Raw genomic sequence first — 16,790 nt, 5'->3', positions numbered from 1 at the left:
ATATAAGTCATGTAAGTTCATTTAAATGCAATGCGAATCTACGGGACTGCTTATATTTTCTTATATAACTTATATGGTTTAAAAAAAGCGTTAAACAATTCGCAATTAAGGCAAACAATTCTAAACCTTCTTTAAACTTCTTATTATAATATTGACTTAAATTATTATTTTTGCAATACAAATATATAACAACAAATTTATGCTCATTATTGGACTTGCAGGAGGAACAGGAAGTGGAAAAACAACAGTAGTACACCAAATCATGAACGAATTACCAGACACAGAAGTTGGCGTAATTTCTCAGGATTCATATTACAAAGAAACCACTAATCTATCATTTGACGAAAGAGCATTAATTAATTTTGATCACCCACGTGCGATTGATTTTGAATTATTAGTAAAACATTTAAAAGCATTAAAAGCAGGAGAAACGATTGATCAACCTGTATATTCTTTTATACAACACAACAGAACAGACGATACGGTTTCAACACATCCGAGAAAAGTAATGATCGTTGAAGGAATCTTAATCTTAACAAATCCGGAGCTTCGTGATCTTTTTGATATTAAAATATACGTTCATGCCGATTCAGATGAAAGATTAATCCGTCGTTTAAAACGTGATATTTCAGAACGTGGTCGTGATATTGATGAAGTTTTAACACGTTATCAGAACACCTTAAAACCTATGCATGAGCAATTTATCGAACCATCAAAAGCTTTTGCAGACATCATTATACCAAATGACAAATACAACACCGTAGCTATTGATGTAGTTCGTGCCGTAATAAATCAGCGAATTTTATAATTTTTATTGTAAATTTATTGCATTAAAGCTAAAAGCCATAACCCGCTTTTCCTTTATCCTTTTATGATCGTCAAACCATAAAAGATAAAGGAGCAGCCGGGTCAAAAAAGGAATCAAATACTAAAATTACAACCGTTTAAAATGAAAATAACAAACCCTTTCAAAGGAAAATCCTGGCTCAGTCTTCTGGGCAATAAATACGTTTGGGTATTATTATTTTTTGTGGTCTGGATGCTATTTTTAGATAATTACTCCTATTTTGATCACCGTTTCCTGGACCATCAAATTGATGAACTCGAAGACAATAAAAAATATTATCAAGAGGAAATCCGAAAAGATCAGGAACAAATCAAACTATTGAAAAATCCCGAACAAATAGAAAAATATGCCCGCGAGAAGTACTATATGAAAAAAGACAGCGAGGACATATACATCATTCAATTTGAAGGAGACACTATTCCCGAAACCAAAGAATAATCAGAAAAAAAAACACTAAATGGCTACTACCCTATTCGACGATTTTAGTCCTATTTCATCCAAACAATGGAAACAAAAAATTCAGTTTGAATTGGATGGAGCTGATTATAACGAAACCGTAATCTGGAATTCCCCTGAAGACATTCAGGTAAAACCATTTTATCATAGAGATGAATTCTCAAAAGCTGCTGCCGTAGAGACAAAAGTCACTGAATTTAAAATATGTCAGAACATCTTTGTTTATGATATTGATAAGTCCATTCAAAGAGCTTTAAATACCATTGAAAGAGGTACTGAAAGCCTTCGTTTCACGATTGAAAACGAAAAAACTGACGTTCAGCAATTATTAGAAAATCTTCCTTTAGAAAATAGAATTGTTTACTTTAATTTGAATTTCATTTCAATCGATTTCGTAAAACAACTCGACACTATTGCCATTCAAAAAAAGAGTACTTTTTACTGTAATTTAGATCCAATTGGTCATTTTGCAAGAGAAGGAAACTGGTTTACTACTTCTGATAAAAATAATTTTGAGACGATTGAAAACATTTCAAAAGCAACTTCAAATACAACATTATTAAGTGTAGATTTAGGTTTGTATCAAAATGCAGGAGCCACAATCACACAACAAATCGGGTATAGTTTAGCGCACGCCAACGAGTACCTGAACCGTACACCCAACGCGCTAAAACAGATTGTATTTCAGGTTTCGGTTGGAACTAATTATTTCTTTGAAATTGCTAAACTTCGCGCCCTGCGAATGCTTTTCAAATTAATAGCCAACGAATACCATCCGGATATTGACTGCCATTTATTAGTTACACCAACAAAACGCAACAAAACGATTTACGATTATAATGTAAATATGCTTCGTACCACCACCGAATGTATGTCGGCTATTCTTGGCGGAGCAGATTCAATTGCCAATTTGCCTTATGACTCCTTATATCACAAAGACAATGAATTTGGGGACCGAATTGCGCGGAATCAATTATTGGTCTTAAAACACGAAAGTTACTTTGACAAAGTAGACAATCCGGCCGATGGAAGTTATTATATTGAAAGCCTGACCATGCAACTTGCAGAAAAAGGACTAGCATTATTTAAAGATATTGAAGCCAATGGAGGTTTTCTGAAACTTTTAAACGATGGAACCATCAAAAAGAAAATTCAGGAAAGCGCCGCTAAAGAGCAGGAATTATTTGATTCTAAAAAAGAAGTTTTACTGGGAACCAATAAATACCCTAATAAAGACGACAAAATGAAACATGATTTAGAGTTGTTTCCATTTGTAAAAGTAAAACCTAGAAAAACGTTAATTACGCCAATTATAGAAAAACGATTAGCTGAAAAACTGGAACAGGAACGTCTGGAATTAGAATAATAGTTTTCCATAGTAATTAATCAAACTACTCAAAAGAGTATTTCCATGATAAGAAAAGACCTTACACATATAAAGTTAGATTTTAAAAGCGAGAAGCCCACTGTTGAACAACAACCGGCAAGCAGCTTTTTAACTGCTGAAGGAATTGAGCTGAAACAAACCTATTCTGAAAAAGATATAGAGAACTTAGAATTTTTGGACTTTGGAGCAGGCTTTGCCCCTAATTTACGAGGCCCTTATGCGACCATGTACGTAAGACGCCCGTGGACGATTCGTCAGTACGCAGGATTTTCTACAGCAGAAGAAAGCAACGCATTTTACAGACGAAATCTTGCAGCAGGACAAAAAGGGCTATCGATTGCCTTTGACTTACCTACACACCGCGGCTATGATTCAGACCACGAACGTGTAGTGGGCGATGTCGGAAAAGCCGGTGTAGCCATAGATTCTGTTGAAGATATGAAAGTACTCTTTGACCAGATTCCTTTAGATGAAATGTCGGTTTCAATGACCATGAATGGCGCAGTATTGCCAATTATGGCCTTTTATATTGTGGCAGCCGAAGAACAAGGAGTCGCCATACAAAAACTTTCAGGAACTATACAAAATGATATCCTGAAAGAATTTATGGTTAGAAATACCTATATCTATCCGCCCACCCCTTCGATGAAAATAATTGCAGATATTTTTGAATTTACGAGCAAGAAAATGCCCAAATTCAATTCGATCTCAATCTCAGGATATCATATGCAGGAAGCCGGTGCAACCGCCGATATTGAATTGGCATACACTCTGGCTGATGGTTTAGAATACATCAGAACCGGTCTTTCTACGGGAATGACCATTGATGAGTTTGCTCCGCGCCTTTCTTTTTTCTGGGCCATTGGAATGAATCATTTTATGGAGATTGCCAAAATGAGAGCGGGAAGAATGATCTGGGCAAAATTAATCCAGCAATTTAACCCAAAAAGCGATAAATCTCTCGCATTAAGAACCCACTGCCAAACCAGTGGTTGGAGTTTAACTGAGCAAGATCCTTTTAACAATGTGGCCAGAACTTGTATCGAAGCAACTGCAGCCGCTTTTGGAGGAACCCAATCTTTACACACCAACGCCTTAGATGAAGCAATTGCTTTACCAACCGATTTCTCGGCAAGAATTGCCCGTAATACACAAATCTTTTTACAAGAAGAAACAAAGATCACCAAAACAGTCGACCCTTGGGCCGGTAGTTATTATGTTGAAAGCCTGACAAACGAAATTGTAAAAAGTACTTGGAAACTGATTGAAGAAGTAGAAGAATTAGGCGGAATGACCAAAGCCATCGAAGCCGGAATTCCAAAACTAAGAATCGAAGAAGCTGCGGCCAGAAAACAGGCAAGAATTGATAGCGGACAAGATATTATCGTAGGTGTAAACCAATTTAGATTAGAAAAAGAAGATCCTTTACATATCCTCGATGTAGACAACCAAATGGTTCGAAAACAACAAGTAGAGCGTCTGGAAGAAATAAAATCAAATAGAGATACTGAAAAAGTAAATCAATCACTGGAAAAATTAATTCTTTGTGCTAAAACCGGACAGGGAAACTTACTCGAAATTGCTGTTGAAGCTGCCAGAAACAGAGCAACTTTAGGCGAAATCAGTGATGCTCTGGAAAGTATCTTCGGAAGATTTAAAGCACAAATTAAATCCTTTAGCGGTGTGTATAGTGCAGCAATAAAAAACGACGAGACTTTTGAAAAGGCAAAACAACTAGCAAATGTCTTTGCAAAACAAGAAGGAAGACGCCCAAGAATCATGATTGCCAAAATGGGACAAGACGGACATGATCGTGGCGCAAAAGTAGTAGCAACAGGTTACGCCGATGTTGGTTTTGACGTAGACATTGGCCCACTTTTTCAAACTCCTGCCGAAGCAGCCAAACAAGCGGTCGAAAATGACGTACATATATTAGGCGTTTCATCATTGGCCGCCGGACATAAAACATTGGTCCCTCAGGTAATTGAAGAACTTAAAAAACACGGTCGCGAAGATATCATGGTAATTGTAGGTGGCGTAATTCCCGCACAAGATTATCAATATTTATTCGATGCCGGTGCCGTTGCCGTTTTTGGCCCTGGAACTAAAATTAGTGAAGCAGCTATAAAAATTCTAGACATTTTAATTGACTAGAAAATTAAACATCATAAAAACTACTTTTTTTGAGCAGGTAAAGTAATTCTAAGAGAGACAGTTGTCTCTCTTTTTTTTGTCCCATTGTAAGAAATGATAAAGGCGGTGAAAACTGCTATCAAACATTGGACGCGATTTCTCCTTCCTCGAAATTTCGATGAAGGAGAAATCACACCAGAAGTCACGCCCAGTATGTCATCCTGAGGAACGAAGGATCCACGTAAGAAACTCCGTAAAGTAAAATTCAGCACAATCGATTCAGTAAACGAAGATCCTTCGTTCCTCAGGATGACAAGATTGCGTGAAATTAAACAAAAAAAAACCTGCTCTAAAAAGCAGGTTTCCTCATAAAGCTCACACTCTATTAATCATTAATTGTAGCATTACTATCTGCTTCGATATAAGAAAGGTCATAACCTCCGAAAGCTTTCATATAACTTCTCAACGAAGTACCAAAAGCATCTCTGAAATGCCTATTTCCTTTGTTTTTAAAGAAGTTTTTTACTGAACCAGCTCCTCCAAGGTGTGCGGCAGCCAAAATTCCAGATTCTGTAATTTCGATACCACTAATCACTTTCCCTTCATACTTTTCAATTTCGTTACGCAAAATCCATTTGTTTTTAGACAATAACGCCACGAATGCTTTTTCCTGTAAAGCGGGATCTTTCAAAAAGGCTTTTTCATTACGGACACCGATTGCTCGTAAAGCTTGAGAACCAAATTGGTATTTCCCCATATATCCTAGGGAATTTACTAATCGGTATTTACCTTGAGATTCTTTAAAAGCTACTGCTTCTTTAAAACCAATAAGATGATTTCCGGTGTAGGGAAAGTTGTAATTTAAATTAGGATAATCATCCTTTTCTTGCGATGGAAATAAGTATTCGGATCCATCTGTTTTTTCGATTAAAAACCAAGGTTTGGTTTTTAGATTAAAGGGTTTAAAACCCAGGCTTAAAAATGTAATAACTACGATCAAACTCGAGTAAAAGTACCATTTCTTTATCATAAATTGTTTTTCTTCAAAACGCTGTCACCTTTTTGAAATTTCTACGGTGCAAAGGTAAAACAATTTACAAATATACTGATAATCAATTAATTAACTTTTTTAAAAATAAAACGCATGTGCTTTAAGCCCTTTATTGGCGGAGTATTCCAAAGTTGGCGCCGGAATTTTAATCGTGTTCAAAACCGAGAAAATAGTTTTCAAAAAATGCGATTTTGTGTTAATTTTAGCTAAATCAACATCAAAACTAAGAAAAAACTGACGATATCTTTCGGGATTTTCGACCGAAATCGGAATTTCGTTTTGCACATTTCCCGATAACATGCCTTCGGCTCCATATCCAAAAGCAACATTAAACCACTTCGGAATTTTTGATTTTTTTGTAAAAGAATGAAGATTTACAGAAAGCCAATACGTCTGTCCATTATAATCTTTTAGTACTTGCTCATTAAGAGATTTTCCTAAAACATTTGGTCTTTGATTGGCATATGAAGTTGTATGAAAAGAAAACTTAGGTGTAATGCGCTGCTCTTTCCAAAGTAATTCCTGAGAAACATACAATGCGGTTCCTGCAGTATTAGCAATAATATCGCCCGAAGAAGCTCCCCATTCAGACGAATAGCCATCCATTACTTCAACGGCAGCCAGAAAAACAAAACCGATACCCGCACCATAAATTAATTGCTTTTTAGTATCAGCGCCGCTCCAATTAAGCGCTTCCGCACCAAATCTTCCCAAATGATAAGCAGAGTAGAAATGACCTACTTTATCCATTTGCAGCCACTCTTTATTATCATTTATAAAATGAAAATTTGACTTCGGATAATCAGAATACCAGATCTGATTTAAACCCAATAAAGTGACTGAAGCTAAAGCAGCTTCAGTCACTATAACTGTATTTTGTCTCTTTAGATTTAAAGTATCCGAGGGTGTTAAAAAAGCATCGATTTTACTTTGAGCTTCCATCCAATGAAAATTCAAAAAAAATAAAACCGATAAAATAAGGATCTTTTTAAAACTCAAAACTATCTTGTTACGCCCTGACTAGCGATCCAGTCTGAATATTTTTTTGCATTTACAGTATGTTGCTCATAAGTAGAAGCAAATTCATGGTATCCAAAACGATCTACGCTGGCACAAAAATAAATATAATCATGCTTCTCCGGATTTAAAACCGCATCAAGAGCCGTAATGTCAGGCATCGCAATTGGCCCCGGAGGAAGACCTACATTTACATAAGTATTGTAAGGAGATTTCATAATCAGATCATTATAAAAAACTCTTTTTATAACCTGATCAAAATCATTCGCTTTTAATTTTAAAGCATAAATAACAGTCGGATCAGCCTGTAACGGCATCGCCAAACGCAAACGATTTAAATACACACCTGCAATACGAGGTCTTTCATCTTTTTTAACGGATTCTTTATGAACAATAGAGGCCAAAATTGTAGCCTGAACCGGAGTTAATCCCTGAGCTTTTGCTTTTGCAATACGATCAGCTGTCCAGAAATTATGGTATTCCTTGATCATTTTATCACGAAACTTTTCTGCAGAAGTATTCCAATAAATTTCATAAGTATTCGGAATAAACATCGCAAAAACATTCTCTTCATTAAAACCGTTTGCTTTTAAGAAAGTCGAATCTTTAATCGCTTTCATTAACGACAAACTGTCCGCTTCGATTTCTGCTCCTACTCTTCCGGCAAAATTCTCTAAACGTTCCTGGTTATTAAAAGCTAATTTCACAGGAACATTAGAACGCATCGCACGAACCAAATCGATATTATTCATATCTTTTTTAAGCAAAAAACGACCTGATTTTACATTTTCAGGATAACTTCTTTTATTGGCAACCATTTCAAAATTATCGAAATTCTTGATATACGGTTGTATTATCTTTTTCACATCCGTATAATTGGTTCCGGTAGGAACGTATACGTACACTTCTTTTTCTTCGAATTTAGTATTGGCACTAAAAATTCTACTGATTAAAATAAATCCGTAAATCATTAAAACTGAAATTACGGCTACGGCAGCTAACGTGATTATTTTTTTTATACTCAAAGCTAAGATTTTAAATTTGTTTGTTAATTAACTGAAAAATTGCTTCGTCCTGATATTGGTTGTTTACCAGAATCCAATCTTTTTTAATTCCTATTTCCTTGAAGCCAAATTTAGTAAAAAGTGCTATACTAGCTACATTCCCTACATTAATATTTGCATATAATTGATGCAGATTTAAATTGTGAAAAGAGTATTTAATCAGTAGCTCTAAAGCCTCAGAACCAATATTTTGCTTTCTGTTCTCTTTACTTTGAATCACAATTCCAACTCCGGCTCTGTTATTTTTAGGATCAAATTCAAATAAATCAATCAATCCGACAGCCGGAAAATCTTCATCCTGACAAATCGCCAATCGCAATTGTTTGGCTTCATAAATATCCTGATGCGCATTTTCGAGATACTGCCGAACTAAAAACCTACTATAAGGCGTTTGGGTATTACTAACCTCCCAAATACTCTGATCGTTCTCCATTGCATACACAAATTCCAGATCATTAGGTTCTAATGCCCGCAGGTAAACCGATTCTCCTTTTAGAGTTATCATAGTTGATTTTAGATTTTAGACTGTAGATTTTAGATTGCTGATATTCGATTTCTGATTTCAGATCTTTCACTTATAACTTTTAAACCTCAATAGTTCCTTTAAAAACAAATTTTGCAGGTCCGGTCAAAAACACATTCGAAAAATGATCTCCGGTTTTATCAAAAGAAACGATTAGTTTTCCACCTTCAACATTCAAATTAATTGAAGTTTTATCGGTTTGACCAATTGCATTCATTGCTATTGCAACAGCTGTTGCACCGGTTCCACAAGCTAAAGTTTCATCTTCAACACCGCGCTCGTATGTACGAAGCGAAAAAGTGCTGTCATCAACTTTTTTAACAAAATTAATATTGCTTCCTTTTTCTCCATATAAAGCACCATAACGAATTGCCGCTCCATTTTCTTTCACATTGTAATGCTCTAAATCTTCAACAATTTGCACGTGATGCGGAGAACCTGTATTCAGAAAAGTATAAGAATCTTTCTTTTGAATTTCATCAACATCTATCATTTGCAATGAAATAATAGCATCCTCTCCAACAGACGCGTGGTGTAAACCATCTGTTGCTATAAAAGTTGTTTTATTTTCAATTACTCCTAACTGATTAGCAAAAGCAACCAGACAACGACCACCGTTTCCACACATGGAACTCTGATTTCCGTCTGAATTATAATAAACCATTCTAAAGTCAGTTTCGGAATCATTTTCCAGCAAAATAAGTCCGTCAGCTCCGATTCCGAAACGTCTGTCGCACAGGCGTTCAATCAGTTTTATATTGTCTTTAGGAAAAAATTCAGAACGATTGTCAATCATCACAAAATCATTCCCTGTACCTTGATATTTATAAAATTCTACTTGCATTTTTTGTCTTTAAGAAGTACAAAAGTACGAACTATTAATTAATGAAATGTTAATCATTGTTAAAGAGCGTTAAACCATTTTTCTAAATAATTTTTTGAAGTAATTTTACGTTAAATAACTTAAATATAAATTCTAATTATGAAAAGATTTTCAGCCTTATTTTTAGTGTCATTATTTAGCGGCGCTATTACCCTTGGTGCTTACAAGTTATTATTTGAAAGCAACACTTCTTTTTTTGGAAAAGGAAATTCTGTTGTAACTCTTGCTCCCAATTCGTTTGGCAGAAATGTTGCATTAGCAGCAGAAACTGTAGATTTCACAGCAGCCGCAGACAAAACAATCCACACCGTTGTTCACGTAAAAAACGTCTCGCGACGAACTGTCAGTAACCCCATGATGGAATTTTTCTATGGTTATGGCGGACAGCAGCAGCAGGAACAAGTAGGAACCGGTTCGGGTGTAATTATTTCTGAAGACGGGTACATCGTAACCAACAATCACGTAATTAAAGATGCTTCGGAAATTGAAATTACGTTGAACAATAAAAAATCATATACAGCCAAACTTATTGGTACAGATTCTAAAATGGATATTGCTTTATTAAAAATCAATGCAGACGAAAAACTTCCTTACACCACTTTTGCGAATTCAGATTCTGTAAAAATCGGTGAATGGGTTCTGGCCGTTGGAAATCCGTATAATTTAACTTCGACTGTAACTGCGGGAATTGTTTCGGCAAAAGCCAGAAATTTAGATACAAAGGGCATTCAGTCCTTCATTCAAACGGATGCTGCCGTAAATCCCGGAAACAGCGGTGGCGCTTTGGTGAATACTCGTGGAGAATTAATTGGAATTAATACTATGATTTCTTCAATGACGGGTTCTTATGTTGGATACTCATTTGCCGTTCCGTCTAATATTGCCCGAAAAATTATCGAGGACATTATGGAATTCGGGAATGTTCAAAGGGGTATTCTAGGTGTTGAAGGAGGAGAATTAAACAGTACTGCTTCAAAAGAATTGGGAATTACTGAAACGCAAGGTTTTTATATTAGTAAAGTTTCCAAAAATTCCGGTGCAGAAAAAGCCGGACTGACAAAAGGTGATATAATTGTAAAACTGGACGAACAAAATATTTCAACTTATGCAGACCTTTCAAGCTACATCAATGCCAAACGCCCAAATGATGTTGTTAAAGTGACTTATATTAAAGACGGGAAAACAAAAACTGTTCCGGTAACTTTAAGCAAAAATGAATTTTACAGCACCGAATTTAAAGGTATAGAACTTGAAAATATTGATGCTGCCGATAAAAAGAAATTCAACATAAATTACGGCGTAAAAATCAGAAGTATTTCTAATGAAAACTTAATGCAGTACCAAAATGAATTACAAGGCAATATTATTTTAAGTATAGATAATGTTAAAGCGACAAATATTGAAACGGTTTCAAAACTCTTAAATAAAAAAGATGAGGGACAAAGTATGCGTCTTGAAATGATCAATAAAAATGGAGAAATTCTAAGAATTATTATCTAAACATCTTACTCAAATTAAAACGGAAGGCCATCTTATTTTTAAGGTGGCTTTTTTATTTTTCTTCCCAAAACCATTTCCGTTTTTGTTTTCAGGAACCCAATTTTAATTTAACAGGAATAAAATATTTTTTTCGTGAGTTTCAAAAAAAAATGCTAAAATAGTTTACGAAATCGATTGAAATGGGTACTTTTGCGCAAAATTTTAAAATAGTCCTCTATTTATTTTTCCAAATTTCCAATTATGAGCAAAAAATCTTTGTACCAAAAAGAAGTATCACTTCAAGTCGACCGAAGAAGAGCTGGTGTCGAATTAATCAAAATCATAAGTGATTTATGGTATGACAAATCCATCGAAATGGTTTTATTCAAGAATCAATTATTGGATAAAAATGTAAGCGATATTATTAATTTACATCAATACGCAGGTGAATTTGTTGGTAAGCCAATCACCATTTTTGATTCAGTTGAAATTGCTCAGGTTATCCTGTCGTTAGATCTTCCGCCTTCAAAATTAGATTTAGGAAAACTAACTTACGAATATCGTCTGGAAGATGAGAAATATCCTGACGCAAGATATTTTGTACTTGATAAATTAAAAGAAGCCAAATCATCAGAAGAAATTCAACCAAAAGATGTGGTTTTATATGGTTTTGGAAGAATTGGTCGCTTATTGGCCAGAGAATTAATGTCTAAAACTGGAAAAGGAAATCAATTGCGTTTAAGAGCAATTGTAACTCGTGATACAAACGATGCCACTAGTTTAGAAAAAAGAGCATCTTTATTACGATACGATTCAATTCACGGAGATTTCCAAGGTTCTGTAACTACTGACCCTAAAAATAATGCTTTGATCATCAACGGAACTACAGTTCATATGATCACAGCCAATACACCGGAAGAAATAGATTACACACAATACGGAATCAATGATGCTTTGATTATTGACAATACCGGAGTTTTCACTACCGAAGTTGCTTTACAAAGACACTTGACTTCAAATGGTGCCGGTAAAGTTTTATTGACTGCGCCAGGAAAAGGAGTTCCTAATATTGTACATGGGGTAAACCATAACGAATACAATCCTGATGAGATTAATATTTTCTCAGCAGCTTCTTGTACTACAAATGCCATTACACCGGTATTAAAAGCTATCGAAGATACATTGGGAGTTGTAAAAGGTCACCTGGAAACCATCCATGCCTACACAAACGACCAGAATTTAGTAGATAACATGCACAAAAAATACCGTCGTGGTAGAGCTGCAGCTTTAAATATGGTAATCACTGAAACAGGAGCCGGAAGTGCTGTAGCAAAAGCTTTGCCTTCGCTAGAGGGTAAATTGACTTCAAATGCAATTAGAGTTCCAGTTCCAAATGGTTCATTGGTAGTGCTGAATTTAGAAGTTAAGAAAGGAACAACAGTTGCTGCGATCAATAAAATAATGAAAAAATATGCTTTAGAAGGAGAATTGGTAGAGCAAATTAAATATTCATTAAATAATGAATTAGTTTCTTCAGATATCGTTGGTACATCTGCGCCTTCAATTTATGACAGTAATGCTACAATTGTATCTAAAGACGGAAAAAATATTGTATTATACATCTGGTACGACAATGAATACGGTTATAGCCATCAGGTTATCCGTTTAGCCAAATATATTGCAAAAGTAAGACGTTTCACTTACTATTAATATAAACCAAAACCAGTGTTAAATAAAACCATCAAGTTTACTTGGTGGTTTTTTTATTTAGATAGGCAAGACCGTGGTACTTTTTACTTCAGAAATTACAAAAACGGTATTTAACAAAGAGACTTCCGGTAAAACTGATAATTTCTGTTGGTGAAAACGATGGTAGCTTTCCATGTCCGGAATGATAATTTTGAGCATATAATCAAAATTTCCCGAAACATAATTACACTCTACCACTTCCGGTAAATTCAAAATAGATTGATTAAACCCCTCCGAAGTGTCATAAGTTTGTTTGGTCAACGTAACTTGGCAATACACAGTAAGATTATTTCCGAGTTTTTTCTTGTTTAAAATCGTGACATATTTTTCTATAACACCCTCTTTTTCAAGACGTTTGACCCGATCATGAACCGGCGTTAACGATAAATTAATCTTATTTGCAATGTCTTTTAACGTGTAATGCGCATCTTCCTGTAAAAGTCGTAGGATTTTTTTGTCAGTTTCATCTAAAGCCATAACGAAAACGATATAAATTTTGATTTAAAAAAAGTCTTTTTTTCTCTTTCACGAAAGAAAAGCACTTCTCAAAAGAATATTTTTCTGTAAAAGTAACAAATAAAATAATATTTTCTTATTTATCAATCAATTATCAATAATATATTCTCTAACTGTAAATTTGTAAAAAACAATTTCAAAAAACAAAAAAATATAACAATATGATAATAGGTGTTCCAAAAGAAATCAAGAATAACGAAAATCGTGTAGCTTTAACTCCAGCAGGAGTTTCTGAAATGAAAAAACACGGTCATGTAGTTTACGTTCAGGCAACTGCAGGTGTAGGTAGTGGTTTTGCTGATGAAGAATATGCAAAAGCTGGTGCAACAGTTTTAGCAACTATTGAAGAAGTATATGCTATCGCTGAAATGATTATCAAAGTAAAAGAGCCTATTGCTTCTGAGTACCCATTAATCAAAAAAGATCAATTACTTTTCACTTATTTCCACTTTGCATCATCTGAGCCATTAACACACGCTATGTTAGAAAGAGGAGCGGTATGTTTAGCTTACGAAACAGTTGAAAAAGCAGATCGTAGTTTACCTTTATTAGTTCCAATGTCTGAGGTTGCAGGTCGTATGGCTATTCAACAAGGAGCAAAATACCTTGAAAAACCATTAAAAGGAAGAGGAATCCTTTTAGGAGGTGTTCCAGGTGTTCCACCGGCAAAAGTTTTAGTTTTAGGTGGAGGTATCGTTGGTACTCAAGCAGCTAAAATGGCAGCAGGTTTAGGAGCTCAAGTTACTATTATGGATTTAAGCTTACCACGTTTACGTCAGTTAGATGATATTATGCCAGCTAACGTAAATACAGAAATGTCAAATCACTATAACATTACCAGAGCAATTGCTGATGCAGATTTAATTGTTGGTGCAGTTTTGATCCCAGGAGCAAAAGCGCCTCACTTAATCACTCGTGATATGTTAAAATTAATGCGTCCGGGAACTGTTGTTGTTGACGTAGCGGTAGATCAAGGTGGTTGTATTGAGACTTGTACTCCAACAACTCACGAGAACCCAACTTTTATTATTGATGATATTGTTCACTATTGTGTAGCAAATATGCCGGGAGCTGTTCCTTACACTTCTACATTAGCTTTAACTAATGCTACTTTACCGTATGCTGTACAGTTGGCTAACAAAGGATGGGAAAAAGCTTGCGCTGAAAATGAAGAATTGAAAAAAGGATTAAACGTTGCTAATGGTAAAATCCTTTACAAAGGAGTTGCTGAAGCATGGAATCTTCCTTTTAACGAAGAAGTAGTGTTAGCAAACGCATAGTTGCTAGCATTATAATAAGTGCTTACTAAATAAAAAAGGCTTTTCTTAATTGAAAAGCCTTTTTTGTTACAAAAAACCCTGTCTCGAATTAAGACAGGGTTTTTAAATTTAATATTGTCTAGTACTGAAATAACGATGTTTTTACCTCAATTATTTAGAACTACCAATCCTAGATTACTTCTTTTCATCCAAAACTTCTTGAAGTACTTTCGCTTCTGTTCCATTTGGAAAGGTAACTTTTATTTTTTGTGCTATTGTTGGTGCAATTTCAGTTATCCCTTTTTTATCATACGACTCTCCTTTTTTGATATGCCAGCCATAAAAAATCGCAGGAACATGCGTATCATAACTATAAGGTGTCCCGTGTGAAGTTCCCGTATTTGAATATTCAATATCACCCGGTTTGTCTACAATAATCAAATCTCCATTTTGAGTTACATCATACCCTTTTGCGACAAAGTTTAAATAATAATCATTTCCGGAATTAGCCAAAATTTCTTCCTCGGTATACACTCTCTTTACTTGTGGTTGTGCAATTAAAAAACTTTTAAAAGCCTTCTTTACATTAACTAAATCCAATTTTTTATCCTTAACAAGTTTCTTATTGAAGAAAATATTAAAGTTAGAATAATTTAAAATTAAATCTACTCCAAAAGTTTTCACAGAAAAATCCTGTAAGCTTTTCCTAACGTCTTTTGATGGATAATTATCTACATTATATTTATGATCTTTTAAATAGATAACATTTTCTGCCCCTGCATGATCAGCAGTTAGAAAAAGTAAATAATTGTCTTTTCCAACCGTTTTATCAAGATAAGCTAAAAAGTCAGCAATAGTCTGATCCAATCTCAAATAAGTATCCTGAAGCTCCATAGAACGAGGCCCAAGTAAATGACCAACATAATCAGTCGAAGAAAAACTAACAGTAAGGAAATCGGTAGTATTGTCTTTACCCAGATCTTCCTTCGCAATAGCTTCCATAGCAAACTCAGCTAACAAATCATTCCCATACGGAGTCGCTCTTAAGATACCTGCATCATTTTTCTCATACATTGTTTTCAAATCATATGGAAAAACAGGCGCTGCACTACCATATAGTTTCCCTTCATACGGGTTATTATCCGGTAAGCTTTCATTGTATGTGCTAGCTGGTTTATATAAATCCCAACCTTTATTAATATACTTCAAATAACGCTTCTCATTATTGAACTGGGTAACCCAATCAGGTAATTTATCCCCATAAAAAGTACTTGAAATAAAAGAACCTGTTTTGCTGTACCAGAATGCCCAATTTGCAAAATGTCCTGCAGGCAAAATTGCTCCACGATCCTTCAAACTAAGACCGATTACTTTTCCAGTAAAATTTGTTGCCATTCTAACTTCGTCAGTTATAGTAGTACTTTGCAGATTCTTTGGTGACATTGCACCCTCTTCTACAGTACCATCTCCAACCGTTTTAACAGATGCATCATCTGTACAGTACATTTCTTTACCAAGCGTTCTGCTAAACCATTCATTACCTACAATTCCATGTGTTGCCGGTGTCGTCCCTGTATAAATAGAAGCATGTCCCGGTGCAGTATAAGTTGGCATGTAATTATAATGCATATTCTGAAAAGTATATCCATTATTTATTAATCTATTAAAACCATTTGGAGAAAAATCATCTGAAAACCGATAGAGATATTCCATTTTCATTTGATCAACTACAATACCTACAACTAATTTTGGGCGCTCTTGAGCACTTAAACTTGTGATAGCAAATAATACCAACAATAAAATACTTTTTTTCATATTTAGATTATAATTAAAAAACAAAAATACAGATTCGCATTTAAAAACTCTAGTCGCTCCTACTCTAAAATCCTTTATTTACTATAATTTAACAGATTTTCAGAAGTTTAATAACAATAACTAGTCATTTAATTTTAAAGTTAATCCGTTACTTGCGAAGATTTCTAATTTGTAATACTAAACAAACACAAAATTACCCTCTAACCTCTTCTAAACACCAAGTTCGCAAAGATTTCATAAACAATACAAAGAAAAATTTTGGATGAAACTGCCCAATTTATATCTGTAAATTTGATCATTACTGCAGTTATAATGGCGTTTCTTATATGTGCTGCTTAACCCAAAGCACGCAAGGATTTACGCAAGGAGTCGCAAAGTAAATCTAAAATGAACTTACATCACTTATATGGTTAAAAAAAAAAAAAACAACAACCAAAAAGCTATATAAAACAAAAAACCCTATCCGATTTGGATAGGGTTTTTCAAAAGAAAGGCGACGACATACTCTCCCACATAACTGCAGTACCATCTGCGCAGGCGGGCTTAACTACTCTGTTCGGGATGGGAAGAGGTGAGCCCCGCCGCAATAACCACCTTAAGGTCGTTGTTAC

Annotated in this window: 14 protein-coding genes and 1 rRNA gene; 7 read left to right on the top strand and 8 right to left on the bottom strand. The window is 34.9% G+C overall.

From position 1 onward, the window contains the following. Window positions 1-199: 199 nt before the first annotated feature. The 4 genes from udk to scpA all read left to right on the top strand — a co-directional run bounded on the left by udk (window position 200) and on the right by scpA (window position 4,844). Complete coding sequence (gene udk, locus ACHRV5_RS15545) at window positions 200-808, top strand: uridine kinase (RefSeq protein ID WP_047779201.1); 609 nt, start codon at window positions 200-202, stop codon at window positions 806-808. 141 nt (window positions 809-949) lie between these two features. Then, complete coding sequence (locus ACHRV5_RS15540; RefSeq protein WP_047779202.1) at window positions 950-1,285, top strand: septum formation initiator family protein; 336 nt, start codon at window positions 950-952, stop codon at window positions 1,283-1,285. A gap of 19 nt (window positions 1,286-1,304) precedes the next feature. Further along, window positions 1,305-2,669 carry a methylmalonyl-CoA mutase subunit beta gene (locus ACHRV5_RS15535; protein ID WP_395427357.1) on the top strand — a complete coding sequence of 455 codons (1,365 nt, stop codon included), beginning with the start codon at window positions 1,305-1,307 and terminating at the stop codon, window positions 2,667-2,669. A 45-nt stretch (window positions 2,670-2,714) separates the two neighbouring features. After that, window positions 2,715-4,844 (top strand): methylmalonyl-CoA mutase, encoded by a 2,130-nt coding sequence (scpA, locus tag ACHRV5_RS15530; protein ID WP_395427356.1) that lies wholly within the window; start codon window positions 2,715-2,717, stop codon window positions 4,842-4,844. 364 nt (window positions 4,845-5,208) lie between these two features. On the opposite strand, the gene ACHRV5_RS15525 is transcribed toward scpA, so the two are convergent. The 5 genes from ACHRV5_RS15525 to dapF all read right to left on the bottom strand — a co-directional run bounded on the left by ACHRV5_RS15525 (window position 5,209) and on the right by dapF (window position 9,322). Continuing rightward, entirely contained in the window at window positions 5,209-5,853 is a 645-nt protein-coding gene (locus ACHRV5_RS15525; RefSeq protein WP_047779206.1) for a hypothetical protein, read from the bottom strand. A 99-nt stretch (window positions 5,854-5,952) separates the two neighbouring features. Continuing rightward, the gene (locus tag ACHRV5_RS15520) at window positions 5,953-6,816 is read right to left on the bottom strand and encodes a DUF2279 domain-containing protein (RefSeq protein WP_395427355.1); all 864 of its coding nucleotides are present in this window, start codon (window positions 6,814-6,816) and stop codon (window positions 5,953-5,955) included. A 59-nt stretch (window positions 6,817-6,875) separates the two neighbouring features. Then, window positions 6,876-7,916 carry an endolytic transglycosylase MltG gene (gene mltG / locus ACHRV5_RS15515; RefSeq protein ID WP_395427354.1) on the bottom strand — a complete coding sequence of 347 codons (1,041 nt, stop codon included), beginning with the start codon at window positions 7,914-7,916 and terminating at the stop codon, window positions 6,876-6,878. Between the two features lie 10 nt (window positions 7,917-7,926). Further along, entirely contained in the window at window positions 7,927-8,460 is a 534-nt protein-coding gene (locus ACHRV5_RS15510; protein ID WP_047779209.1) for a GNAT family N-acetyltransferase, read from the bottom strand. A 79-nt stretch (window positions 8,461-8,539) separates the two neighbouring features. Next, window positions 8,540-9,322 (bottom strand): diaminopimelate epimerase, encoded by a 783-nt coding sequence (gene dapF / locus ACHRV5_RS15505; protein WP_047779210.1) that lies wholly within the window; start codon window positions 9,320-9,322, stop codon window positions 8,540-8,542. 138 nt (window positions 9,323-9,460) lie between these two features. Here dapF and ACHRV5_RS15500 point away from each other — a divergent pair, with 138 nt between their 5' ends. Further along, on the top strand, window positions 9,461-10,861 hold the full coding sequence (locus tag ACHRV5_RS15500; protein WP_047779211.1) for a trypsin-like peptidase domain-containing protein: 1,401 nt from the start codon (window positions 9,461-9,463) through the stop codon (window positions 10,859-10,861). A gap of 240 nt (window positions 10,862-11,101) precedes the next feature. After that, the gene (locus ACHRV5_RS15495) at window positions 11,102-12,550 is read left to right on the top strand and encodes a glyceraldehyde-3-phosphate dehydrogenase (protein ID WP_395427353.1); all 1,449 of its coding nucleotides are present in this window, start codon (window positions 11,102-11,104) and stop codon (window positions 12,548-12,550) included. Window positions 12,551-12,607: 57 nt separating this feature from the next. On the opposite strand, the gene ACHRV5_RS15490 is transcribed toward ACHRV5_RS15495, so the two are convergent. Continuing rightward, complete coding sequence (locus ACHRV5_RS15490) at window positions 12,608-13,066, bottom strand: Lrp/AsnC family transcriptional regulator (protein ID WP_047779213.1); 459 nt, start codon at window positions 13,064-13,066, stop codon at window positions 12,608-12,610. Between the two features lie 200 nt (window positions 13,067-13,266). Between ACHRV5_RS15490 and ald the strand changes: the two genes are divergently transcribed. After that, the gene (ald, locus tag ACHRV5_RS15485) at window positions 13,267-14,385 is read left to right on the top strand and encodes an alanine dehydrogenase (RefSeq protein WP_230003013.1); all 1,119 of its coding nucleotides are present in this window, start codon (window positions 13,267-13,269) and stop codon (window positions 14,383-14,385) included. Window positions 14,386-14,559: 174 nt separating this feature from the next. On the opposite strand, the gene pafA is transcribed toward ald, so the two are convergent. Further along, the gene (gene pafA, locus ACHRV5_RS15480; RefSeq protein ID WP_395427352.1) at window positions 14,560-16,179 is read right to left on the bottom strand and encodes an alkaline phosphatase PafA; all 1,620 of its coding nucleotides are present in this window, start codon (window positions 16,177-16,179) and stop codon (window positions 14,560-14,562) included. Window positions 16,180-16,667: 488 nt separating this feature from the next. After that, window positions 16,668-16,777, bottom strand: a 5S ribosomal RNA gene (rrf, locus tag ACHRV5_RS15475). Window positions 16,778-16,790: the final 13 nt, after the last annotated feature.

The sequence above is a fragment of the Flavobacterium sp. FlaQc-52 genome (assembly GCF_044007495.1).
GTDB classification, from domain to species: Bacteria; Bacteroidota; Bacteroidia; order Flavobacteriales; family Flavobacteriaceae; genus Flavobacterium; species Flavobacterium cupriresistens.
The sequence above is the reverse complement of the archived record's forward strand: the minus strand, read 5'-3'. Positions and strand labels throughout refer to the sequence as shown.

Bases quoted from the DNA above. Each gene is read 5' to 3' on its own strand.
- dapF (WP_047779210.1), bottom strand. From the start codon at position 9,322: ATGCAAGTAGAATTTTATAAATATCAAGGTACAGGGAATGATTTTGTG.
- ACHRV5_RS15495 (WP_395427353.1), top strand. From the start codon at position 11,102: ATGAGCAAAAAATCTTTGTACCAAAAAGAAGTATCACTTCAAGTCGAC.
- scpA (WP_395427356.1), top strand. From the start codon at position 2,715: ATGATAAGAAAAGACCTTACACATATAAAGTTAGATTTTAAAAGCGAG.
- udk (WP_047779201.1), top strand. From the start codon at position 200: ATGCTCATTATTGGACTTGCAGGAGGAACAGGAAGTGGAAAAACAACA.
- ACHRV5_RS15500 (WP_047779211.1), top strand. From the start codon at position 9,461: ATGAAAAGATTTTCAGCCTTATTTTTAGTGTCATTATTTAGCGGCGCT.
- ald (WP_230003013.1), top strand. From the start codon at position 13,267: ATGATAATAGGTGTTCCAAAAGAAATCAAGAATAACGAAAATCGTGTA.
- ACHRV5_RS15535 (WP_395427357.1), top strand. From the start codon at position 1,305: ATGGCTACTACCCTATTCGACGATTTTAGTCCTATTTCATCCAAACAA.
- ACHRV5_RS15520 (WP_395427355.1), bottom strand. From the start codon at position 6,816: ATGGAAGCTCAAAGTAAAATCGATGCTTTTTTAACACCCTCGGATACT.
- ACHRV5_RS15510 (WP_047779209.1), bottom strand. From the start codon at position 8,460: ATGATAACTCTAAAAGGAGAATCGGTTTACCTGCGGGCATTAGAACCT.
- ACHRV5_RS15525 (WP_047779206.1), bottom strand. From the start codon at position 5,853: ATGATAAAGAAATGGTACTTTTACTCGAGTTTGATCGTAGTTATTACA.
- pafA (WP_395427352.1), bottom strand. From the start codon at position 16,179: ATGAAAAAAAGTATTTTATTGTTGGTATTATTTGCTATCACAAGTTTA.
- ACHRV5_RS15490 (WP_047779213.1), bottom strand. From the start codon at position 13,066: ATGGCTTTAGATGAAACTGACAAAAAAATCCTACGACTTTTACAGGAA.
- ACHRV5_RS15540 (WP_047779202.1), top strand. From the start codon at position 950: ATGAAAATAACAAACCCTTTCAAAGGAAAATCCTGGCTCAGTCTTCTG.